Origin of the sequence: Saccharibacillus sp. CPCC 101409 (assembly GCF_030518235.1) — a bacterium.
Taxonomy (GTDB): Bacteria; Bacillota; Bacilli; order Paenibacillales; family Paenibacillaceae; genus Saccharibacillus.
Genome location: NZ_JAULSA010000007.1, coordinates 31224 through 55771, shown reverse-complemented (window position 1 = coordinate 55771; position 24548 = coordinate 31224). Strand labels below are relative to the sequence as shown.

General features: G+C 60.5%; 8 protein-coding genes and 2 pseudogenes. 2 read left to right on the top strand and 8 right to left on the bottom strand.

The features are described 5' to 3' along the window. The first annotated feature begins 106 nt into the window (after positions 1-106). Complete coding sequence (locus QWJ34_RS16080) at positions 107-403, top strand: hypothetical protein (protein ID WP_302729344.1); 297 nt, start codon at positions 107-109, stop codon at positions 401-403. A gap of 76 nt (positions 404-479) precedes the next feature. Here QWJ34_RS16080 and QWJ34_RS16075 read toward each other — a convergent pair whose 3' ends face one another. The 7 genes and pseudogenes from QWJ34_RS16075 to QWJ34_RS16050 form a co-directional block, all read right to left on the bottom strand. Beyond that, positions 480-2681, bottom strand: coding sequence for a DEAD/DEAH box helicase (locus tag QWJ34_RS16075; RefSeq protein WP_302729341.1), 2202 nt, complete (start codon positions 2679-2681; stop codon positions 480-482). Between the two features lie 641 nt (positions 2682-3322). Beyond that, positions 3323-4570, bottom strand: a pseudogene (locus tag QWJ34_RS16070) (ATP-binding protein); the annotation flags it as partial. 484 nt (positions 4571-5054) lie between these two features. Then, entirely contained in the window at positions 5055-9248 is a 4194-nt protein-coding gene (locus QWJ34_RS16065) for a TerB N-terminal domain-containing protein (protein WP_302729340.1), read from the bottom strand. Positions 9249-9508: 260 nt separating this feature from the next. Next, positions 9509-11935, bottom strand: coding sequence for an S-layer homology domain-containing protein (locus QWJ34_RS16060; RefSeq protein WP_302729338.1), 2427 nt, complete (start codon positions 11933-11935; stop codon positions 9509-9511). A gap of 240 nt (positions 11936-12175) precedes the next feature. Next, positions 12176-12943: pseudogene (locus QWJ34_RS27115) on the bottom strand (hypothetical protein); the annotation flags it as partial. 262 nt (positions 12944-13205) lie between these two features. Then, positions 13206-15257, bottom strand: a complete 2052-nt coding sequence (locus tag QWJ34_RS16055) for a methyl-accepting chemotaxis protein (protein ID WP_302729336.1) — start codon at positions 15255-15257, stop codon at positions 13206-13208. Positions 15258-15627: 370 nt separating this feature from the next. After that, positions 15628-18213, bottom strand: a complete 2586-nt coding sequence (locus tag QWJ34_RS16050) for a winged helix-turn-helix domain-containing protein (protein WP_302729335.1) — start codon at positions 18211-18213, stop codon at positions 15628-15630. Between the two features lie 203 nt (positions 18214-18416). Here QWJ34_RS16050 and QWJ34_RS16045 point away from each other — a divergent pair, with 203 nt between their 5' ends. Then, positions 18417-21035, top strand: coding sequence for a winged helix-turn-helix domain-containing protein (locus QWJ34_RS16045; RefSeq protein ID WP_302729333.1), 2619 nt, complete (start codon positions 18417-18419; stop codon positions 21033-21035). Positions 21036-21142: 107 nt separating this feature from the next. On the opposite strand, the gene QWJ34_RS16040 is transcribed toward QWJ34_RS16045, so the two are convergent. Next, positions 21143-24478: an RCC1 domain-containing protein gene (locus tag QWJ34_RS16040; RefSeq protein ID WP_302729332.1), complete on the bottom strand. Its 3336-nt coding sequence runs from the start codon at positions 24476-24478 to the stop codon at positions 21143-21145. Positions 24479-24548 lie beyond the last annotated feature (70 nt).

Here is a 24548-nt window from a genome sequence, read left to right as displayed (position 1 = left end):
TCCGTCCGACAGGTCCCGCTGTCCGTATTCCTTTTCTCAACAAGATCGCCTCCTCGTTATCCGGTTTCTTTTCAGACGCAAACGGCGGCGCGGAAGTTGCCCCGAAATGAAAAGACAGTCCGAAACGAAAGTCCGAAACGACAAAAAGTCTTCCGCCGCACCCGAGGGAAGGCAAAAGACTTTTTTACAACGGCTTGCTTGCGGTTTGTTTAAGCGCGGCGCGGCAATGATGCAAATCCGCATCAATTTGGGCCGATTGGTAAGGAGCTACCGGGCAATCGTGCATATGCGCATCATTTTTCGGCAAATCAGGGCTTTTATCGGCTTAACCGGCTCTTTGCCCGTCAAATTGATGCCTATACGCACAAACCGCTCGAATAAATCCGTTTTCCGGCGAAAATGATGCGTATATGCAGCAATGATACGACATCCGCGAGCAGAAGAGGCTTTGTGCGACGGGCTTTCGCTCAAACGGTCCGCTACATTCCCAATTTCGCTTCGCGCAGCCCGCGCCGCAGTCCGTCGAGATCCAATCCGTCCGCCGCGAAAGCGGCTCGGATCAGGGCCGGCGGCGTAAACTCGTCGTATTTGCCGAGATAAGGCGCTTCGAATTCGTCCAGCAGCGCGATCGAATCTTCCATGCGCTCGCTTTCCGATACGATCAGATGCTCCAGTTCGGCGGCGTCGGTGCGTCCGGCGACCACCATGTAATGCGGCTCCATCGGCACGATCGAGCGCAGCGACAGCTGCTGCGACAGATTGTTCTTGAGCAGGCGCTCCAGCGTGCGGAATTCGCGGCTGCCGACCCACGGCATCACGAACAGCGAATCGCCGCCCGCCGGCAGCACCAGGCGCTCGGTCAGGCCGGTCTCGCGCGACAAACGCCGGGCGCGTTCGAGCCGGGCCGCCGCGTTGGGCGCGAGATACGGGTAAAGCGTGCTTTCCCGCAAAATATCGCGCATCTTGCGCACGATCCGCGTGTGCATATCGCCGCCGGCGCCGAGCCAGAGCGTATCGACTTTGCCTTTGGCGTGCTTGACGTAGACGGCTTTGTGGCGGTTGTCCACTTCTTCGACTTTCCAAAGCCGGCCCGCGAGCGAGAAACAGTAACCCGCCGGCGGCACGGTCGTGATCGAACCGATCTCTTCCGAACCGTCGTACACCGAATGTTCTTCTTCATCCTGAAATACGGCGTAGAAGCGGTAATGGCCGGACACCCGCTCGCCCATCAGGCCGACGATCAGATTGCCTTCTTCGGTCTGCTCGATGTGGTCCGTCGCCAGCAAATACTCCAGCAGCTCGCGGTACTGGTCCGTCGTAAAGTTGGCGAACGGAGGCAGCGTCAGCACGGAGCGCGCAAGCTCCGACGCTTCCGCTTCGCCGAAGCTGCGCAGCACGCTCATCGTCTGGTGGTACAGCAGCCCGAGCGGAAGTTTGCGGACGACCTGCGGCTCGATCCATTTTTCTTTGACGTACAGCTCGCACACCGCGATCGCCCGCAGCAAAGTCCACGGCATGCGCGCCGGAAGCTGCGCTTCCTCGTCGTCTTCTTCCGCGCAGACGAACATCATCTCCGCGACCGCGCCTTCGCGGCGGCCGGAACGGCCGAGCCGCTGGACGAAGCTCGCGCAGGAGTAAGGCGCGCCGAGCTGCATCACCCGCTCCAGGCTGCCCAGGTCGATGCCCAGCTCCAGCGTCAGCGTCGCCGCCGCGACCGCCGGGCCGTAGCCTTCGCGCAGCGCGGCTTCGGCTTCCTCGCGCAGCATGGCGGAGATGCTGCCGTGATGCACGTGGAACACATCCGGCTGCTCGCGCTGCGCCGCGATGCGGCGCATCTCCAGAATCGTCGTCTCGGCGACGGTGCGGCTGTTGGTGAACACCAGCGCTTTCTTCAGATGCGTATGGTCATAGATAAAGTTGTTGTACGACTTCTTCGCGTTCTCCAGCGCTTCCGCCTGCCGCTCGTCGCGGGCATCCGGCATGGCGAAGTTCTCGATCGACAGGCGCAGCTTGCGCCCGCCCTGCGGCGAGACCAGATCGACCGGGGTATGCGTGCCGCCGGCCAGCCAGGACTTGACGGACTCGTAGTCGCCGAGCGTCGCCGACAGGCCGATGCGGCGCGGCGAGCAGCCCGCCATGCGCGACAGCCGCTCCAGCTGGCTCAGCACCTGCGCGCCGCGGTCCGCGCCCATGAAGGCGTGCACTTCGTCGATCACGATAAAGCGCAGATCGCCGAACAGCGCCGGAATCGCGTTGGGGCGGTTCATCAGCAGCCCTTCCAGCGATTCGGGCGTAATCTGGAGCACGCCGGACGGATTGCGCATGACTTTCGTTTTCTCCGACTGCGGCACGTCGCCGTGCCAGTGCCAGACCGGGATATGCGCGTCGCGCAGCAGTCCTTCGAGGCGCTGGAACTGGTCGTTGATCAGCGCTTTGAGCGGCCCGATATACAGGATGCCGACCGAACGCGACGGCTCCCGGTCGAGCAGCGTCAGCGCCGGGAAGAACGCCGCTTCCGTTTTGCCGGACGCCGTGCCCGACGCAATCAGCATATGATGGCTTGTGTCCAGCACGACCCGGCCGGCTTCCACCTGCACTTCGCGCAGTTCTTCCCAGCCGTTGCGGTAGATATATTCCTGGATAAACGGCGCCAGCCGGTAAAACGGATGATCCGCGCTCACAGGTCAAGCTCCGCAAGAATATCGCCTTGATTCTCGGGCGGCTCGCTTTGCGAAGACGAAGCCTCCGGCGGGGCTTCGCCGTGATGCGAAGGCGAGGCGTCGGCCGGGACGCGCAGCGTCTCGACGTTCTCGCCGCCGCGGAAGCCCCCGCCGCGCGGACGAGGCGCGGCGGGGGTCTCCGGCTGCGCCGCGCCGGAGCCGTTAAGGGCGGTGTCCGCTTCATTGGCGGACACGCCGTATTGCGTCCGCTCCGTGCTTGGAGCGGACAGCGCGTTCCCGCCGGCCGCGTAGCCGTCGGCGAACAGGTCGCCGCGCGGACGAGGCGGTTCGCCCGGTCCGGCCGCAGCGCCGCGCGCTCCGCGGGCTTCGGGCGAATCGGAGCCCGAAGCGTAGCCGCCGTAACCGCGGCCCGGCCCGTAGCTCTGCGCGCTCCCGGCTTCGCCGCCGGAAGAGCCCGCGCTTCTGCCGCCCTGCGGGCCGTAGCCGCCCGGAGCCGGGCTGCCGGAAACGAAGCCCGTTTCACCGGCGCTCCGCTCCGCGCGGTCCGCGTCCGCGGCGGACGGAGACCCGCCGCTTTCTCCGCCGCGCGCGCCCAGTCCGGCGAACGCGCCGCCCGGAGCCGGACGGTTCATCGCGTCCGGCAGCAGCTGGTCGAATCCGCGCTCCGGATACTGGTGCAGCGTGTTGAGCAGGTCCATGAAGTCGCGCACGACTTCGCGCGTCGTCAGCAGCGCGTCCGCGCCCATCCGGCCGAGCTCGGATTCCATAAAGCGCATCAGCTGCCCCTGATCCAGCGCCGCCGCGTAGCCGTAATGCGACGCGTGCAGATCGCGCAGCTTCTCCAGCAGCACGAGGATTTCCGCGTGCGACAGCATCTCCAGCCGCAGGATCGGGCCGGCGTAATGCAGCATGCCCGCGCCTTCGCCGAAGCGTCCGGCGACCAGGCGCGAGCGCAGCGCGTCGTAGCTGAACAGCCCGCGCCGCTGGTCTTCCACGAACTGCGGCGTGCCGCCGAGGAAGATGCCCAGATGCTGCGCTTTGCCCTGCATCGTATCGTTGAAGATCGTCAGCAGCTTTTCATAATTGCTCTGCCGGGAAACGGTATTCGTAATCTTGTACAGATTGACGCCTTCGTCGATAAACAGCAGCAGTCCCTTGTAGCCGATCTGCGCCATGAACTCCGCCCACAGCTTCGTGTAATCGTACCAGTTGTCGTCGTCGACGATCACCCCGACCCCGAGCGCTTTGCGCGCTTCGGTCTTGGTCGGGAACTCGCCGCGCAGCCAGCGCAGCGCATTCTGCTTCAGCTCGTCGTCGGACAGCTTGTAGCCGTTCCAGTAGGCCGACAGCACGCGCGCGAAGTCGAACCCGTGCACCATATGTTCCATATTTCCGGTCACTTCGAAAATGCGGCGTTCCACTTCCAGCGGCAGTTTCTCGTCGTCCGGACGCAGACCGCTTTCCGCCATCGCCTGCTGCTGAAGCGCGCCGAACCATTTTTGCAGCACCGCTTCCAGCGCTCCGCCGTCCGGCCGCGTACGCGTGGACAGATGGGTCATCAGCTCGCGGTACGTCGCCAGACCCTGTCCTTTCGTGCCGACCAGCCGCCGTTCCGGCGACAAATCCGCGTCCGCCACGACAAAGTCGCGGTCCATCGCATAGTTGCGCAGAATCTGGATCAGGAAACTTTTCCCGCTGCCGTACCGGCCCGTAATCAGTTTAAACGCCGCGCCGCCTTCGGCCACGCTGCCCAGTTCCCGCAGTACCGATTCGATCTCCAGCCTGCGTCCGACCGCTATATATTCAAGTCCGATCCGCGGCACCACGCCCGCGCTCAGCGAGTTCACCAGCGCCGACGAAATCCGTTTGGGGATCTTCGTTTGATTCATGTCAGTCACCTCCGAATGTTGCCCTGCCCCTGTCTTTACCCTGCCATCCCCATACTTTCGTGTTGTATTCTAAGCTGTCGTCGTCGCCTTTGTCCACCCGATCGGGAACCGAAAGCAGGGATCGAACCGGGCCGAAAGCCGATTTCTCTCGCCCGCGCAGCTCGAACGGCAGTAATCCGCTTGAATGCTCCGTCTGAACGCTCCGCTTGTCCGCCAAATCGACGCATGTAATGCAAAAATCCAACTAAATGTTCCGCCTACTCGCCTACTCGGCATATAGCATGCAGTTATCCACTTTATCCGTCTTCATTCCCTCCAAAATGAGCGAGAACAAGTAAATAAGATGGATTTTCGCAGCTCATTCAGGCATCGGCGGCTTTTGATCGGAAACGAAGCGGATTTTTGCGCTTTATTATCGCGCGCCGGCTTTATTCCAATTCCGGCGCCTGTTCTTCCGCTCGCCGGACACGATACAGGCATTCCGCTACGTTCCGCGCAGCCCTTCCAGCATCGGGATGTATTCTTCCAGCACTTCGCCGCCGTCGATCAGCAGATCGCCGATCGCGTCCATCGCCGCTTCGTTGATGCGGTCGACCAGCGTTTCGGGCAGCTCGCCCGAAGCGCCGGCGATAAGCATCCGCTCGGCGTCGCTCAGCCCGAGCAGCACGGCGCGGATCATGCCGCGCTCGGCCGGGCCGAGCAGCGCGGCGAAGCTCCGCCACTCGTCGTCCAGACCGGACACGTCCCAGCCGTCCGCCGCCGCTTCGCCGGCGGAAGCGGCAGGAGCCGAGGACGGTTCGGCCTGTCCGGACGAAAGCGCTCCGCCGGCGGCATCCGGCGCAGGCGCAGCGTCCGGAGCCTGTTCCGCAGCGGATCGCGCAGCCGCTTCTTCCGGCGGCCGGACGCCGGGATCGGCGCTCCGGTCGGAGAACCGATCCGCAGCCTCCGCCCCAGCTGTATTGGAACCGGTGTCCGCCGGCATCTGTCCAAGTCCGCCGTCCGGCTCCGCGTTCGGAGCCGACGCCCGGTACTCCGGACGCGCTCCTTGAAGCGCAGCTTCATCCGCGTTTCCGTCCCGCCCGTCCGCGGCTTCGCCCGGATCGAACGAAAGAGCGCCGGGAACCGGCTCGTCCTCATGGCGTTCCGGCTCGAACGAACCGGACTCTTCAAACTCCGCGTCCTGTTCGAGCTGTTCGAGCGTTTCTTCTTCCATGCTTCCCGCCGGCTGCCGCGGCGCGCCGACTCCCGGCTCCGCGCTTTTCGCTTCGCTTTGGGCAGCCGGTTCCCCGGCCGCGCCGCCGGTCATCAGGTCCCCGGTCAGCATGCGCATGACATCGTCCGAGTCCCGGCGCAGCTTGTCCAGTTCGGCCAGATCGAGCTTGACCTCCGGCCGCTTGGGCGGTTCGGGCAGCACGCGTTCTTCCGGCGGCAGGAATTCGCGCTCCGCCGCCTCGGCGATGACTTCGACCAGCTCTTTGTCGAGCTGGATGCCGCGCAGCCGGCCGCCGAACTTGAAGCGGGCGCGCAGCTCGTTCTCGGTCTGGCGCAGCAGCTGCGTCATAAACTGGCGCAGAGGCGCATGCAGACCGAGCTTCGGCGCGCGGACCAGGAACGTCCGGCCGTACAATTCGGGATCGTAAACGGCGCTGCGGAACAAATAGCGCTCCGTAATCCGGTTATCGGCCGCGCGGAACAATCCCGTGAGGCGAATGCCGCGCGTGCGAACCAGATAGTCGTCCACCGCCGCGACGATACGAGGCGCAACGCGGCGCATCGTTTTTTTGCCGGATTCTTTGTAGAAACGGCCCGCTGCCGCGTCGTAATCGGATAACCGCGCGATCAAATCCCAGTTCAGGTCCACCGGTTCGGCCGCGAACCGTCCTTCCAGTTCCAGATCGAGCAGTTCGCCTTTGAGCTGGCCCGCGGTCTGCTCCAGCGCCGGCGAATCCGGCAGGTCGAGCGCATGCACGAGCGCAAACTCGCGCGCCCAATCGCCCATATAACCGTCCAGCCGGCGAAACCGCGCCCGATACGCTTCCCAGACGCGAATCATTTCGTCCAGTCCGGCGCGCGGGTCGTCCCATCCTATGCCATTAATCAGTTCGTAAATATATAAGAAGAGATACGACAGATCCGTCTCGTGCTTGCGCCCTGCGCGGAATTCGCTTCTCCAATAAAAATACCATCGCTCCTGCTCCGGCTTCATTGCCCCGTAAGTCGGCCAGTAGCTGGAAAACGGCACAAACGGCGCTTCCGGCCCGATCCGGTCCGCCGTCTCGCGCGCGAGCCGGACGAACTCCCGCTCGGCCGACTGCGGCTGCACCGGGCGCACGGGACGGGCGTCGCCGCCTTGAGCGCGGCCCGGCGGCTTGCGGCCCGCGCGGCGCGCTTCCGCTTCGCGGCTTCCGGCGCTTCCCGGCTGCCGCCCGGACGAAGGCTCCGGCTTCGACGTGCGCGTATCCCGCGGGTCCGGCTGCGGCCATGCGGCCTCTCCGGCACGCGGCGGAATCGCCAGTCCGCGCCCCGGCTTCGCGGCCGGTTCGACCGTTTCTCCGTCGAGAAACAACTCCGCCATGCCGCCGCTTTCGCGCTTAGGCGGACCGAGCCGCAGATCCGGCACATCCCGCAGCGCGGGTCTTGCGCTTGTCCGCGGCGCGGACTCCCGGTTCGGGTCCAGCAGCAGGGCGCCGCGCGTCAGCGAATCGAACAGCTTCAACAGCCGGATTTGCACCGCCCGCACCCGCGCGTCGTGCATAAAGCCTTCTTCCGAATAAACCGCGATCCGCAGCCTCGCTTCGGCCGAGTCCAGCCGGCTGAACAGCCTCGTCTCGTCCGAGCGGACCGCGATATCCGGTTCCAGCATCAGCAGAATATCCGCTTTGAGCACTTCGTCGAAGTCGGTCCGCTGGAGCAGGGAAGAAGGAAGCAGCGTCAGTCCGCCGCTTCGTCCGGCACGGTCCGAGGCGCTGCCGGAGAGGCTTTGATCGGCCGGGCTTTGATCCGATGCTTCCGCTCCGTCTGGCGAACGATCCGAATCGTCGCTGCCGTCGGTTTCCTGTGCGGCGGCAGCCGTGCCGGAACCCGAGTCTTTCCGCAGCCCTCCGCCGGCCGTTCCGGATTCGCTTCCGGGAACCGACCGCGTTTCGCCTTGCGGCTCCGGCCGGGTTTCGCCTGCCTCCGCCGTCCGCGCGTCGCCGACCAGCGGCGCTCCGCCCAAACCGGCCGCTTCGGCCAGCGCCGTCAGCAGTTCGCGCCGCCCGACCACGAGCAGCCGGCAGTCCGGCGCTTCGGCCAACTTCTCGGCCGCCCAGATCCCCAGCTCCGCCAGCTGCCGCTCGGCTCCGCCGTACAGGCCGCCGTTCATGCCCCAGCCGGCCAGGTAGCGCAGATGCGCCAGCGCCGGCCGCTCTTCGCCGGCCTCCGCGCGCTTCGGCCCTTCAAGCTCAAGCGGCAGCTCCCCGGCCGCGCGTTCGCCCGGCAGCCCGAGGCGCTGCCGGTAAGAAAAGCCGGCCGAGATCAGGCCGGCGGACCCTCCGCCCGCGCCGTGCTCGCGCAGGCTCCGGGCAAATTCAGGCGCTTCGAGGTCGATCCATCCGTCCTCGAAGCGCAGATACCGGCGCCCCTCCGTCCAGGCGCCGGTCAGCTCGGCGGCCGTAAAGCGCCGCCCGCCCGCGCTCAGCACGGGCTCGGCGCGCACGACGCCCACGCCGCGCTCCATGACGGGGCCGCCGCGGAGCGACCAGCTCCAGTCGGCCGCGTCGTAGAGCCGGTGCAGGTCGTGGAACTTCGCCGCGCCCTCTCCCGTCACGAGCGGAGCCCAGTCCCGCTCGACCAGATGCGCGAACGCGGCCAGTTCGTCGCCGCGGACCGTTCCGCCGCTTTCCGAGCCGAGCAGCCGCTGGACTTTGCCCGGCTCCGGCGCCGGACGCAGCCGCAGCGCCGGGCTTTGCATCGGCTCGCCATGATCCGCCGCGGCTCCGCCTTCCACCAGCACATACCCGTCCAGCTCCGGCATCTTCCGCGCACGTTCGCCGTACGATACCCGAACCTCGGCAAAATCCGGGCCGCAGTCCGGAATCTCCACTTTTCCCGCCGGCTCCGGCTCGTATTCGATCTCGCTGCGGACGATTACGCCGCGACCTCGCATATCCGGCACCGCGCGCGTCAGCAGTTCTTCCCATTCGTCCGCTCCGATCCGCCGCCCGATCCAGTCCAGATCGTCTTCCTCGAAGCCCGGCAGGTGAATCAGTTCGTAACCGTGGTCGCCGAAGCGCCCGAACCAGCCGGGCTCCAGATACAAAGACTCGGGCAGACGGCCGATCAACGAAGTCCGCTCTCCGTCCAGAAAGAACGTCAGCGCAAAATCTTCTTCGCCTTCGACGATCATCGCCAGTTCGACCTCGTCGCTCATATGCAGATGCAGCCCCGCGGCCGCTCCCTGTGCGATCGCTTTGAGCAGCGTGTCGCGCACGACAAGCAGCCGCGAAGGCCGGATCGGCGTTTCTTCCCGGTTCAGCCGGTACTCCGGCAGTATATATCGCGGCAGCGGGGACAGGGCGTCGCGCAGCAGCACGGGTCCTTCCCCGTCGGTCGCGCTGAGCCAGAACCGTCCCTGATTATCCGCACTCAAATACAGGTGGTAAGAATAAGTCGCCGGTCTTGCAAAAAAATCGCTCATTTCCCGCCCCTAGTTTCGTAAAGTAGTGGATGCTCGGATCCATAGATTCTCCTGATTTTTCGATTCGTTCATTATACCATCGTTTGCGCCCGGATGAACGGATTTCGATCATAAAAGGCGAACCTGTTTTCGCTTCTTTCCGCGTATCCCAAAAAGCCGTCTCCGGACGCGGTAGGGTTCGACCCTTGCCCGGCATCGGAGACGGCCTGCTCATTTTTGGGGGATCTTCGTTTGAAAACGAAAGGTTCGGCTTCCGGCGATCAAGGCTTCGCCTTCATCAGCAGCTGCACGACTTCCGCGCGCGTCGCCGACTCGCCCGGCGCAAACTTCCCGCCTGTCCGCCCTTGAATCAGGCCGGCTTCGTTCAAAGCCGCCGCCGCCGGACGCGCCCAGGCCGGAATCGACGCCGCGTCGTTGAAGGCTGTCGCCTGCCCGCCTGCCGGCAGTCCCAGCGCCCGGCTCAATACGACCGCCATCTCGGCGCGCGTGATCGGCGCATTCGGACGGAACGCGCCGCCGGCGTCGCCCTGGATCCAGCCCAGCGCGTACGCCTGCGCGATATCGCTTTTCGCCCAGGCGCGGATCGCGCCGACATCCTTGAACGCAGGCAGCGCCGCTTCTTTGCCGGAGCTTTCCGAAGGGATAAGCGTCCGCGCCAGCATCGCGACGAACTCCGCGCGCGTTACCGCGCCCGACGGACGGAACGTGCCGTCCGCATAGCCTTTGACGATGCCCCGGGCAGCCGCCTGGCGGATACCGCTTTCCGCCCAGTGCCCGGCCGTATCCGTGAATTCGACGGCCGCCTCGCCGGTTCCGGCGCTGCCCGCGCCCGGTTCGGATACCGGGTTGTCGTTAACGGCCAGCACCGCGAAGCGGGTAAAGTGATTCACTTCGACCGTGATCCGTCCGCCGTCGATCTTCGTATCCGCTCCGCCGATTCGTACCCACGGCGTATTCGGCTCGGTCTGATAGAACGCCGCCGCCTGCTCGCCGCCCGCCAGCAGCGCCGGATCGAACGCCAGCGTCAGGCTAACCGGAAGCAGGAAGTTCGACGGCACGCTTTTGGTCAGCTCATAGACCGTGCCGAGCGGCTTCGCCTCGGCGGCAAGGCCGTTGTCCGCAGAAGCCAGCGCCCGCATCCCGATCTGCATCGGCTGATTCGTCGCCCCCGCCGGAATCTTCAGCAGGATATCCGCGCCCAGACTCACTTCGCCGGCGCTGCCGGCCGGAAGGGTCAGGCTGCCGGCCGTCGAACGAACGGGAAGATTCACCGCCGGTTCCGGAGTCGTCACGGTATTTACCGGGCCGGAGTATGCCGGAACCTCGGTCACAGGAGGATTCACCGGAGGAAGCACGGGCGGAATCGCAGGCGCTTTCTCGACCGTTACTTTACGCACCGCTTCGCCCGTCTGGCCGAGCGGATTCTTGACCGTGTAGCGCAGCGCATACGTTCCCGGCTCGCGGTTATTGACCGTTCCTTCAACCTGAATCCGATCCGTCAAATCTTTGTAAAATTCATCCGCCGCCGTCGCCAGAGGATCGATAAACGCTTCGCCTTCTTTGATCGTCATTTCCGCTTCGCCGAGCAGCGTTACGACCGGAGGATCAATGACATGCACGATTCGTTTGACCTCGGACGATTCGTTGCCCGCCAGGTCCGTTACCCGGTAATTCAACTCGTATTTGCCCGGGCGCTTCGTATCTACCGCTTCGATTCCTTCCACGACGATCGAGTCGGTCAAAGGTGTTCCCAGCGCATCCTGCGCGGCCGCTCCCGGATCGGAGAAGGTACCGCCAAGCGCTGCGGCCATCGGATTATCGCCATTCAGCGTGATGCTCGGCGCTTTGGTGTTGTAGACCACTGTCAGAGTGTTCGAGGCTCCGCCGACATTGTTCGCATCGTCCGTTAGCGTTCCTCCCGGCACTCGTACATGAACTTCGCCTTCCTTATCGGGCGTAACGGTAAACGTGTAGGTCGCGCGGTCTACCGTATCGAAGTTCGATAGTTTGCCGTTATCGGCCTCGACCTCCGAAAGGCCAAACCCTTTAACCGATTCGCTAAACTTCGCGGTCGCTTTAAAAGGCTTGTTCGTCGGAGTTCCCGATTCCGAGGTCAACTCCACAGTTGGACTTACGGTATCGTAAATCACGCTTGCCGGCAAAGAAGCCGTATTCGGATTGTTGTCCGCGTCGTAAGCCGCGCCCGCGGCCACGCTAACCGTAACCGGTCCGTCGGACTGCGGAACCACTTTAAAGCTGTAGGTCTTCCCGCTGCCCGCAAACTCCTGCACTTCCGCGCCGACCGCCGACACGCCCGCTGCGGTAAAGCGCGTCACGTCCTTGCTGAATGTAACATGCGCGGTAAAAGGCCGATTGATAACCGGATCCGAATCCAGCGTTAACGTCGCGGCGGGCGGCGTGAGATCTTTCCAATGCGCGAAAAGCGTCAAGTCCTTATCGAGCGCGGAAGCTTCCGTAATGCGAACGCCTCCGGCACGTTCCGTATACCATCCGTCAAAGCCGAAGCCCTCATAAGCCGACGGTACGGGAAAATTAATATTTCCCGCCGACGCTGTTTTGGCGTACACGATCTTTTCGGGAAACGTTGCAGCCGGCCCGTTCGCATCGAATTTCAGCGCATACCGATTGCCCGTCACCGGTACGGCGATTGCGCCCTGATTGATCATGCTTCCGTCGTTTTGGATACTCCCCTGGCCGCCGATGGTTCCCAGGTTGGTGACCGTTGTGCCGACGGGTACGATCAGTCTTTTGCCCGCTGCGATATTAATTGCGCCCGCGTTGCTGAGGGAGAATGTCGGATTGGAACTACCAGCTCCCGCCCCAATCGCTGAAGCCTTTGAATCTCCTCCTGTCGATACGGTGACATTTCCGCTTGCGATAGAGATATTTCCTCCTTCGCGCCCATAGCCTCCCCCGATTCCAGCAGCATGGTTCCCTCCTATCGCGGTTACCGTTGCTTGAGAGATGTTTATGGTTTCCGGTGCCGACCGGTATCCCCCGCCGATTCCGGCGCCGCCTTCTCCCCCAACCGCTGTTATCGTTCCCCCTGATATGTTAATTGTTCTTATTGATCCGCCCATGCTGCTTCCGATTCCTGCGCCATTCGACCCTCCGTTTGCCGTCACAGTTCCGCCGGATACATCGATCGTCCTTCCCGATCCGGATAAGCCGGTGCCGATTCCCGCAGCATGCATGTCTCCGCTCGCCGTCACTGTTCCTGCATGGATTTGTATTGCATCGTATGTGCCTGAAAAACCTGCGCCGATTCCCGGTGCATTAAGTCCGCCCGCTGCTGTTACATTTCCGCCGTTGATGATAATCTTCCCGACTGAAGCACCTGATCGGCCTCCGATTCCTGCGGAATTATGGCCTCCTTGTGCTATCAGCGTTCCTCCGCCGTTTGCTTCAAGCGTAAAAGAAGCTCCCTGCTGTACTTCAACTGCCGCCGCAATATAACTATCATCATTAACAATCGACAGATTATATCTCGCAAGGTCCAGCGTCAGATCTTTCCCGAAAGGAACGGTCAGTATACTATTCGTTCTTGAAATATCTTCTTCCAGCACAATCGTATCCCCGCTCGCTGCATTTGCAAAAGCCGCCGTCAGCGAATCCCAATCTTTTACCCCGATAGTCTGCGCGTGCGCAAACTTGATGCCGCTTCCGAGCAGCATGCCCGGAACGATCGCCAGGATCAGCGCGAGGCGAACCAATCTATGTGCCGACGTCCAAGCCGTGCGAAGTCCCGCTTTACTTTTCATGTTTGTATTTATCCCCTCTCGCGGCACGAGAAAATCGCTTCCCGACTCGCTTTGTCGTATTGCAAGTATAAGAAGAATATACGCATTTGAATACATCTATTTTCAGATAAAATTCAAGGCAAAACAGGCATCCGATCCGCCCGGTTTAAGGGACGTTCGGACGCCTGTGACGGATTTAAATCTTGAACTGCCGGATGATCCGGTTCAGACGCTCCGCGCTGTCGTTGGTTTTCTGCGCTTCTCCGGCTATGCCGCTTGCTTTATTCACAACCGTATTCGTTTTGTCCGCGATCTCTTCCGTGCCTTCCGCCGAATCGTTGTTGGACGTCGAGATTTCGTCGATCGCCTGCGCCAGGTTCTGGACGGACGCGCTCAGCTGCTCGCTGGTCGAACTGAATTCGGAGACCATCCGGTCCATATAGTTCGCGTCGTTCAAGTAAGATTCGCTCGTTCGGCTCATCGTCGCATAGTCTTCGATAATCCGCCCCGTCAGCAGTTCCATCAGGCGCTGCGTATACTGCTGCAAGTCGCTTACCGACCCCGTCACATTGCCGGTAATCGATTGAATCTGGCCGACGGTGTTCTTGGAAGCGTCGGCCAGCTTGCGGATTTCGTCCGCGACCACGGCGAATCCTTTGCCCGCTTCGCCGGCTCTCGCGGCTTCGATCGAAGCGTTGAGCGCGAGCAGATTGGTTTGCTGGGTAATTTGCAGAATCGACTCGCTGAGTTCCTTGATCGAATCGACGGATCTGGAATTTTCCAGCGCTTCGTGCAATCCCGGTTTGACTTCTTCGTACACGTCTTTCATTTCGGCGATCGACTGCTCCAGCGCGATCTTCAGATCGCCCGCGCGCTTACTGATTGCCGCCGCTTCTTCCGCGCCTTGTTGGGCGCCGCGGGCGATCGATTGGATCGCTTTTTCGAACTCGTTGGTGGAAGCGTTGATCTGCTGCGCGGACGCTGCCGTTTCTTCCATGCCCGCGGACATATTTTGCGTCGTGGCCGATACGTCCTGCAGTTCTTTGTCCATATCCGTAAACATAAAATGCACGGTATCGGACACTTCTTTGAGATACGACGATTCCTGATTGACCGATTCAATCACATTTTTCGTGTTGTCGTGCATTTTGTTCATCGCGCGAATCAGCACGCCCGTCTCGCCCGCGCTGTTTTCGTATTTTTGCGGCAGCCGCCGGGAGAAGTCTCCCTGGGCCATCACTTCCAGCTGCTCGGACGCCAGGCGGATCGGCCGGACGATGCCGCGCACCAACAGGAAAAGCACGGTTAATGCAACAAGCAGAGCGACGACGGTAATTGCGATCATAGTCGCCAGCATATGATACAGGCTGTTCATATAGCTGCTCACCGGCAGATAGGTGACCACATTCATGCCCAGAGCGTCCAGTTTGACGAACGAAGCCATATAGCGGACTCCGTCGATCGTGACGTAACCCGTGCCGTTTTCGGCTGTGGAGATCTGCTGCAATCCTTGCTCGTTGTCGAGTCGGGTAAAGTCCGTTTTGAGCACCTGGTCAGTATCGTGCGACGCGATCACGATTCCTTTGTCGTCCGTGACTACGGTGCTGATGATCCCGTCGTCTTCTTTTTGCGTAATTTCGCCCAGCCAGACATTCACATTGATAGGCAGCGCAAACACGCTCAATATTCGGTTCGTGGCCGGGTCTTTGACGGGCGCCGCGATCGCGATGGCGGGAAGCCCCGTCACTGGCGAAGTTTGCAGATCGCCTACAACGAGATCGCCGCTGTCCAGAACGGGCTTGTACCACGGCGAAGTCGAGAACATATCCGTTCCCTGCGATTTGCCGGCTATGCCGTCCAGATAGACTTTGTCCTGATACGTGAAAAAGATATTCTCATACAATCCGTCGGAAGCATTCAGCTTTTCGGTGAGATTGTCTTGAATCCGCTTGAAGTCCGCCTGATCGGCCGCTCCGGTTTCATTCAGGTTTTTGAAAAAATCGACGTTGAACAGTTCCCGGGAAATCGAGGTCGTCATATTTTTTTGAGCCGCGATCGTCATTTCAAGTTCGGTTATTTTCTCATTCGCTACTCGTGTCAACGAATCGGTATTCATCGTTTCGTATGAACGGGTCGTCATGTACCCGATCGCGATAACGGAAACGACCATGGATACCACGATACACAAAGCGGCAATCGTCAATATCCTTGCAAACAAGCTTTGCGTTCTGCTTCGAAACCATTTCATCACTACTTTTGCTCCTCTGATTTAATTTTAGTGAATGATCTATGCTGCGACTTATCAAAATCAGTTCCCGGCAGACAGAGATTTTGCTCCCTAACTGTCCGTATCTGTTCTTCGGCATTTGAGCCGGAAGTATGTATAGTTCGCTCTATTTAAATCGCGAAATCCAGGCTAGTACCTTGTCAACACTAAAGGTAGGAATACGCTCCCCTGAGATTCGTACCTGAAGCGTGTACGAAGTCTCCGACGGAATCGCACCTAAAGCGTGTGCGTTTCAGGAAAACGTAAACCTGTGATTAAGAGTTGAAAGGGTACTAACCGAAAGCCTTTTCTGCTTTGGACGCCAAAAAATCCGCTTCGTTCCTTGCATGTTTCAATCCACGGACAGAAGTTCCAATCCCAAGCGTCGTCCTTCCGCCAACGCTTCTTCGCGGCTGCCGACTTTCAGTTTGGCGTAAAGGTTGCGGATATGCGTCCGCACCGTCTCGTAACGAATGCCGAGTTCCGCCGCGATCTCTTTATTGGTCCGATTGCCGCCGATCAGCGTTAGCACTTCGATCTCCTGCCCGGTCAAAATAAGCGCCAGCGCTTCGCTTTCGTCGGATACGCCGCCGAAGCGGGCCAGCAGCAATCGGGCGTAAGCCAGCGAAGGACGCTTTTCTTCCCGATTGTCTTTGCGCGACGCCATCAGACCGGACAGCAGTTTGCGGATCGGTTCGCCTTGATCGACGAAAACGCGAACGAATCCGTGCGGCTCCGCTTCGAAAAGCACGCCGCCCAGACGGTCGTAGGCTGCTTCGCGCCGGCCTTCCCGCTCCAGCAGTATCGTATCCAGCACGCCGATCGCCACCTGTAGATACACATTCCCGCGTACAAACGCGTCTTCGCTCAACCGATCGAGCAAAAAGCGCGCTTCCGCATTGTCCTCCAGTGCCGTGCGAATACGCAGCAGATCGAATCGCCGACGAAAGTCGGCCGCTGGCGATACGGGTTCGGAGGCTTCCGGCGGCCCGGCGAAGCGCCGCACCCATTCATGGGCGAGTACCGGTTCTTCTTCGTCCAAAGCCAGCAGCGCCAGCTCGGCGGCGCAGGCGCAATCCGCTTCCTGCAGCCGCAAACGCGGAAGATCTTTGCGCAAACGCAGCAGCGCGTATTTCGCCTGGGTTCGCTCGCCCAGCGCCCGATACGCGCGCGACAACGCCAATCCGGCAGCCGGGGCGCAAAAAGCGGCGGATCGGCGGCCCGATACGGCCCCCGTGTAAGCCTGCTCCGCGACGCGCGCCGCTTCGGCCGCTTCGTCGTATTCGTATAGCGCTTCGGCGCGCGCCGCCGCGATCACTGCCGCTATTTCGTGGCCGCCCAGCAGCGCGGACAGCTCGTCCAACACCGGCAGCATAGCATTTTTGCCGATCGCCGGCGCGCCGTTTGCCGGTTCCCGGCCGTAAGCCCACAGCAGCGAAAAAGCCGCCGGAAGCGCAAGTCTCGCGAACGCCGGCTGTTCTTTTTCCCGATCGTCGAACGGACCGGCCGAACGCGCGAATTGCAGCATCGGTTCGAAATCCCGATTTGCGACAGCCGCGTATAACGCGTTCAGCGCGTCGATCGTTTGCCGAACCGCTTCGACCCGGGCTTCGCGTTCATGCCCGGCTTCGCCCTGCAAGGGTTCGCGGCCTATCCGCCGGGCTTCGTCCAGCAGATGCCGCGCGCGGACCCTATCCCGCTCCCCGAGCAGCACCGCATAGACAAGCGAAAAATACAAAAAAGGATCGGCCCGCAGATGCCGGACCGGAATATCCGCCAGCCGGGCCGACAGCCAGGCGGCGTTCACGCTCTCGCCGCGCCCCGAATCGACGGCCGGCAAACGAAGCGTCCGTCCGGCTTCGGCGTAATGTCCGCCGTCGAGATCGTGCTCCAGCGCGGCGCTGTACCGGCCTTCCCGAAGAAACGCTTCGGCGGCAAAACGCAGCAGCGTCCGCCGGCGCCCCGGCGATTCCCGGTCCAAGCGCCGCCGCAAAAAGCCGGCAAATCTCCCGTGCAGGCGAAACCAGCCTTGTTCCGGTCCGCAGGGCACGATCAACAGCTCCGTGCTCCTGAACAATTCTTCCGGCAGCGGACCGGTTTCGCCGTGCCCGAGCGCGCGGAGAATTCGTCCGTTCATGCTTCGGAGTACCGAAGCATCCAGCAGGAAGCGCTGCGTATCCTCGTCCGCCTGCGCCCAGATCTGTTCGTCCAGATACCGGTCAAGTTCGGCATCGCTTCGATCCATCGCCGCGATCCATCCTTCGGCCGACCGCGTTCGGTCGCGTGCGTCTTCACGGGAGATCGCCTCGGCTTGACGTCCGGAGCGGCCGAAGTAAAAAGACTCGCCTTCTTTTTCGGTAAAACGCAGCTCGCCTTGTCCCAGCAAAGCGATACGCTGACGCGCGATCAGGCGCGCCGCCGCAAAAGGCGGATAGCCCCGGCCCGCCGCCATCACCCGCAGCGAAGCCGGCTTGTGCTCGGCGAAAAAAGCGATCGACTCAAGCAGGCTGCCGCTGCGCAGCACATGCAGGTTATCCCATATCAGCGTCGGCCGTCCCGATATCCGTTCCAATTCGTCCAGCAGCAGCGCGATTCCGGATTCATTTTGCCCGATGCGAAAATATGCGAGCGCCTCGCCCGCACGCTCGGCAAATTCCTGGCCTGCTGCATCGTCCAGCGCTTGAACGGTACGCGTCCAAAATGCCGCAGCGGAATCGTCCCGCGCTTCGACCGCGATATAGGCAGCCGCTGCTGCGTTTCGCTCCGACCACTGCTTCAGCAGCGTCGTTTTTCCGTATCCGGCCGGGGCGGTCACATAGACGAGCTGATCTTGCGACAGCTCGTCCAACCGTGCGATCAGCCTCGGACGTTCCACAAGCCGAAGCGCTTCGGATTCCGGTTGGCGATTCGACGTTTCCGTATCTTTTTTTCGTTTCATCCCCGCTTCTCCTCCCGGCCGAATTTTACTTTCATTATAAAGAAATACGCGTCGAATGAAATCACAAATTGCGAAGGATTTAGGCTTCTTCCTGTCGAATTCCCTTTTCAAGTTCAATCATTTTAAAATTGAAAAGAAACGAAATCCGGTTCTTCTCCACCTCTTCCACGATTTTCGTTTCCTCTCCGGGAGTGAATCTCAGCATGAATACGCCGCCCGTTTCTTTTTCCGTTACGCCTTCCGTCGTTCCTTTATTGAAAACCAAATTGGCCGCGCCCCGTTCCGCCGCCGACGCGATCGTCCGCCAACGCCTGATCGAACGCCTGAACGAAGCCTCGGATCGGCGCGTCGTTCGGATCGTCGCTCCGGCCGGCTTCGGCAAATCGACCCTGCTGGAGCAGTGGTCCGCAGGATCCGGCCGCGCGACCGCCTGGCTGTCGCTGGATGCCGCCGACAACGATACCGTCCGCTTCTGGTCGTACGTTTCGGCCGCGATCGACGTCGTGCTGCCGGGCTTCGCCGAAGCTTCGGCCGATGCGATCCGGTTGATTCAGCCGGGGCGGCACGAGATGCCAATCTTGCGTTTGCTTGATGCTTTTCACGACATGACCGAACCGCTCGCGTTGATTTGGGACGATTTCCATCTGATTTCGGAACGCTCGCTGTTGGAGTCTATCGCTTTTTTTGCGGACCGTCTTCCAGACGGCGTTCAATTGATCTTGTCGTCCAGACACGAAGAAGAGTTCGAACTTTTCAAAACGGACGGCCCGTCCCTTATCCTCGTCGACCGCGACCAACTGCGTTTCCGCCCGGACGAAGGGATCGATTTCTATAGGGTCGGCATGTCGCTTCAATTGTCCTCCGACGAGTCGCTGACCTGGGTCAGACGCACCGAAGGTTGGATTACCGCGATGAAGCTGGCCGCTTTGTCCATGCGCGGCGGACAGCGTTCGTCGGAGCTGCTTCAACGTTTCTCCGGTTCGTCGCACCTGATGGAACATTATCTGATGGAAGAAGTGTTCGAGCGGCAAAGTCCCGAACATCGACGCTTTTTGCTGGACTGCTCGATTCTTCGCCGGATGAATGTCGCTCTGTGCGAAGCCGTAACCGAAGACCCGTCAAGCGGCGACAAACTGCTTCAGCTGCAAAAAGCCGACCTGTTCTTGATTCCGTTGGACGACGAAGGGCGATGGTTCCGATTCCATCATCTGTTCGGGGAATTTTTGCGCGAACGGCTGGAACGGGAATCCCGGGACCGGATCAAAGCGCTGCTGTCCAGAGCCGGAGCATGGAGCGAACAAGCGGGATCGTTCGAAGAAGCGCTGCAATATTATTTGTCCGGCGAACGTTACCGCGAGGCAGTCGCTTTATTGGAAGAAATGCTCGGCAAAGTCAGCAGCATGGACGATATATGGATGAGCCGCCAGTTCGCTTGTATTCCGGAAAATATTTTGTTGGAAAAACCGCTGCTGTATTTTTCTTATCTTCATCTGGTACTGCTTGCGGAAGAAAACATCCCGGCGGCGGTGCATATGCTGGACATGGCCGAGCGTTATCTGACCGAAAACGAAAAAAACTGGAACGAAAAGAAAAAAAACGATTACCGCGGCATCTTTTATTTTTTGAAAATGCTCTACGCAGCCACGATGAGAGATCAGGAGATGGCGGGTTACTATATGCAGGAGTCCAAAAAATTCGCGCCTTCGGGGATCAAACTGATCTTCGCGCGTTCCAAAAACTCCGGCGTGCCGAGCGTGTCCAAAGAACATATGCAGCAGGAAGGCATGGTTGCCGGCGAATTCCTCGTTCCTTTTTTGCAGCAGATGATCCAGCCGATGAATCAGTTGGGATTGGCCGGACCGATCATCGCCTGCCTGGCGGAAACGCAGTATCAATACGACGAGCTGGAAAATGCCGAAACCAACGCCAGACTGGCTTTCGAAGCGACGGAACCGGGTCTGGTCGGTTTTCTCGCCGAACTGCTGCTCCCCGCCGGCTTTACGTTGTCCCGCTCGCTGCTGGCGCAGCATCGGATCGAAGAAGCCCGGCGGGCGTTGGAATATACGCGTCGTCAGGCGATCGAGCTCGGCATGACGCATTCGATCGTGTATTGCGACGCCGAGATCGCCATCATGGATTGGCAGGCGGGCCGAAAACAACCGGTAGAAGACTGGCTTCGGTTGTACGGCATGTCCGAAAGCAGCGACCCGGAAGATTTCGATTCTTCCAATCTTTACGAGCATCAGTATCTGGCGAAATTTTTGGTCTGGCAAAATCGGGACGAACGGGCCTGGGCGCTGACGAACGCTATGCGGCTTTCGGCCAAACGCAATAAAAGATTCCAACAGCAGATCGAGATCGAGCTGCTGCAGTGCGTTTTGCTGGAACGCGCTTCGCAAAACGGCGCGGATCAGGCGGCAGATCTGCTGCTGCGGATGCTGCACGACACGGAGGCTCACGGTTTTCTGCGTCTGTATCTGGATGCCGGCTCCGTTATCGAACGTCTGCTGATCCGCATCGGCGAGCAGTGGACCGGCAAAAGCGAAGGTCAAACCCCTTCCGCCGCGTATGTGCATGCGCTGCTAAGCAAGCTGGGCCGCGGCGATCTGCCGCGCGAAAGCGCCGATCCTTCTTCGCCGCTGACGGCGAAAGAACGGGAAGTGCTGACCCAGATCGTCCAGGGACGCACCAACCAGGAGATCGCGGAGCGGTTGAACGTGAGCCGCGGCACGATTCGGGCGCATATCAACAATATTTACGGCAAACTGTACGTCGGGACGCGCGACGAAGCGGTGCGGCGGGGCAAGCTGTTGGGGCTTTGAAAAGTCCAATCTTGAAAGTGCGCAAAAAGCCTTTTCCCGATATCGATTCGGGAAAAGGCTTTTCTTCGATTATCCGGGTACTGCCGGGATTGCGATTCGTTGAGCGATTACTGATAGGCTCTCATCAGCACTTGTACCGTTTCCGCACGCGTCGCCGCCGCGTTCGGCGCAAAAGCTCCGCCGCTTCCGCCCTGCAGGATCCCGGTCGCCGTCAGCGCGGCTGCCGCTTCGCGCGCCCAGGCCGGGATGGCGTTTGCATCGTTGAAGCGATTCAAGGCGGATTCGTCCGCACCTTTGAGCGTCAACGCCCGGTACAGCATCGCCGCCATTTCCGCCCGCGTGACCGCATCGTTCGGCCGGAAGTTGCCGCCCCGGTCGCCCTGGACCCAGTCCAGAAGGCGGGCTTGCGCGATAGAAGCGCCGGCCCAATCGCGGATCGACGATTGATCCGCGAACGGCGCGGCGGCGAGAGGTGTCTTTGCTCCGCCGTTTGCCGCCTCGTCATTCGCGATCGGCGAAAACGCACGGACCAGCATCGTCGTGAACTCCGCTCGCGTGACGGCTCCCGACGGACGGAACGTGCCGTCCGCATAGCCGTTCACAAGACCGAGCGACGCCGCTTCGCGAATCGCGCCCGCGGCCCAATGACCGGTGATGTCCGTGAACGCAATCGCCGGAGTATTTCCGGTATCGTCGGTATCGTTCGGGTTCGGCGCGGCGGCGGTATCGCTTACCGCCAGTACCGCGAACTTTGTAAAGTGATCCGTTTGAACGGTGATTGCAGCGACGCTTGGCGCCGCCGAACCCACCGCGTTTCGGCCCTGCTCGATCGCGCCGCCGTCCATCCGTACCCACGGGCTTCCGTCTTCATTCCGGTAGAAGACGACGGCTTGTTCGCCCTCCTCCAGCTTCGACGGATCGAACGAGAGCGTCAGCCCGACCGGAAGCAGGAAGTTGGCGGGCGCGGTCTTGGTGAGTTGATACACCGCGCTCAGCGGTTTGGCTTCGGCGGGCAAGCCGTTATTGGCCGCCGTCAATACGTTCATGCGAACCTGCATCTGTTGATTCGTCGCGCCTGCCGGAATTTGCAGCCGGGCATCGCTTCCCAGGCTGACCTGTCCGGCTTGTCCCGCCGCCAGTGTCAGGTTGCCGTCGGTCGAAGCGATCGGACCCGGCAGCGAAGGAACAGGCACACTTGGCGTCGCGGAGGACGGTGGATTTTTAGCCGGAGGCTGGACGACCGGCGGTTCGACGACCGGCGGTTCCGCTTTTTTCGTCACCGTCACCTGCCGCTGCGCGTTTCCCGTTTGCCCGATCGGATTCGTAACCGTGTAGTTCAGCGTGTACACGCCCGGCTTGCCGGTATCCACGCCGCCTTCCGTGACCACCGTATCGCTCAGATCGCCGTGGAACGCATCCGATGCGGTCGCCCCCGGATCGACAAAACTCGCGCCTTCTTCAAGCGTTATCGCCGCTTCGCCGTTCAATTTCACCACCGGCGGTTCGATCACGTACACCGAACGCGTGACGGTGGACGTATTCGCTGCCGAATCGCTGACGCTATACGTCAACTCGTACGTGCCGGCTTTGTCCGTATATACATCACCTGTCACGCCGATAAATTCGATCAAATCTTCACCCTGCGCATCCCGCGCCGTCGCCAACGGATCGACGAACGGGGTATCCAGCGCAACCGCCATTCGCGCCGAACCGTTCAACGTCAGCGTGGGGGCGGTCGTATTGTAGTTCAGGCTCAGCGTATTCGAAGCCTCGCTGGGATTGCCCGCCGCGTCCCGGGCCGCTCCCGTCAGCAGGTTCACCGTGACCGAACCTTGCTCGGTCGGCGTCACCTCGAACTCATACACGCGTTCGCTCACCGTTCCCACCGCTCCAACCGTGCCGCCCGTTACCTCGATCTTGCTTGCATCGAAACCGGTCACGTCTTCATCGAACGTCGCGATGACGTCAAACGGCCGGTTGGTCGGATTGCCCGCATTCGTCGTCAGTTCGACAAGCGGCGAACGATTCTCGCTCCACTTGGCGTATAAGGTCGTGTTGACCGTAACCCGAGTCGAAAAGTCGAAAACATGCACTCCGTCGGCGTCGGTATACCAACCGTCAAAGCGATACCCTTCCCGCGTCGGATCGACCGCGGGTTTGGCAACAAGATCCGTTACGGGATCGGCTTTCGCATCGATCACCGGCGTTCCGCCTTGACTGTCGAAGCGTACCACAGCCTGTTTCGGTGCTATCAGGAACGACGTGTGAAGTCCGGCTGCCACCTGCTGCACCGATCGCATATTCGGAATCTTGATCGGTCTGTACTGACTGTAGGTGTGACCCAAACCCAGTTGGCCAGACCCGTTATTACCAAACGCATATACCTCGCCGTTTTCCATGAGCGCCAACGTATGATACGCTCCTGCTGCGATTTGTTTCACTTCGCTTAAATTCGGGATTTCGGTCGGCGTTAATCGATTGACGTTATCGCTTAAACCCAGTTGGCCATAATAGTTATAGCCAAACGCATACACCTTCCCGTTTTCCATCAGCGCCAACGTATGATACTCTCCTGCTGCGATCTGTTTCACTCCGCTTAAATTCGGGATTTCGGTCGGCGTTAATTGATAGCCTATAGCGCCTACACCGAGTTCGCCAGAACTATTCATACCAAATGCATACACCTTCCCGTTTTCCATCAGCGCTAACGTATACACCCCTCCTGCTGCGATCTGTTTCACTCCGCTTAAATTTGGGATTTCGGTCGGCGTTAATCGATAGCCGGTATTGCCCAGACCCAGTTGTCCAGCATTATTCCCACCAAACGCATATACCTTCCCGCTCTCTGTCAGCGCCAACGTATGATACATTCCTGCCGCTACCTGTTTCACTCCACTCAAATTCGGGATTTCGGTCGGCATGGATCGATTAACAATATCGCTTAAACCCAGTTGACCGTAGGTGTTATCGCCAAACGCGTATACATTACCGCTTTCCGTCAGTGCTAACGAGAAGTTGTATCCCGCCGCCACCTGTTTCACTCCGCTTAAATTCGGGATTTCGATCGGCGTCAATCGATTGAGGGTATCGCTTAAACCCAATTGACCAGATTCATTGGAACCGGACGCATACACCTTCCCGCTTTCCGTCAAGATCAATGCATAGCCAAGACTTCCTGCCACCTGTTTGATCGACCCTGACGAGGTCAGCTCCGTCGGCAGCACTCTATGCCTGGTATCGCCCAACCCCAGTTGACCATAAGTATTACTCCCAAACCCATACACAGCCGTATTTCCTTCCGACGCTTGCGTCGTCTGTGCTTGCACCCTGGTTTCCCCGCCGATTCGACCACCCGCAAAAGGCCAGCTCAAAAGAACCAGCGCCAACACCAACATGACTTTGATTGCTGTCGCGCTTGTTCGGGTTACTTTCTTCAATCTCATATTCGTGCTCCTTCGTCGAGGTTCATCCTCTGTAATGGTCTAGTTTTTTATCAGTATAAAAAGAAGGCGG